The sequence below is a fragment of the Paenibacillus sp. IHB B 3415 genome (assembly GCF_000802655.2).
Taxonomy (GTDB): Bacteria; Bacillota; Bacilli; order Paenibacillales; family Paenibacillaceae; genus Paenibacillus_AQ; species Paenibacillus_AQ phytohabitans.
On sequence record NZ_JUEI01000268.1, the window covers coordinates 1 to 283 of the forward strand.

A 283-nucleotide genomic window follows, 5' to 3' on the forward strand; every position below is an offset into this window, starting at 1 on the left:
GACTGATATAGAAGAGTCTCCGGCATATGCTGCCGGAAACGGCTTTTCTGTGAAAAGGTCTGGTGAACCGTCCACTTATTACGCAGCGGGCGGTTCAGGAAGGTCAGGTGGTCGTACCGCGCGCGGAAGCGCAGCAGCTGCTGGAACCGCTGGCTGCGCTGAATGCGGCAGCGGTCATAGATCATATTGGGGAAGGAGCGCCACCTGCGCGACCATGTTCCGCTTTTAACATCATAGACAAGCGCATGGATCTGTTCCTTGCTTACATGCACATCTGCGGGGG

1 pseudogene is annotated in these 283 nt (G+C 56.5%); it reads right to left on the bottom strand.

Annotated elements, in window-relative coordinates:
• Positions 1 to 283: pseudogene (locus QW71_RS36570) on the bottom strand (YheC/YheD family protein); the annotation flags it as partial.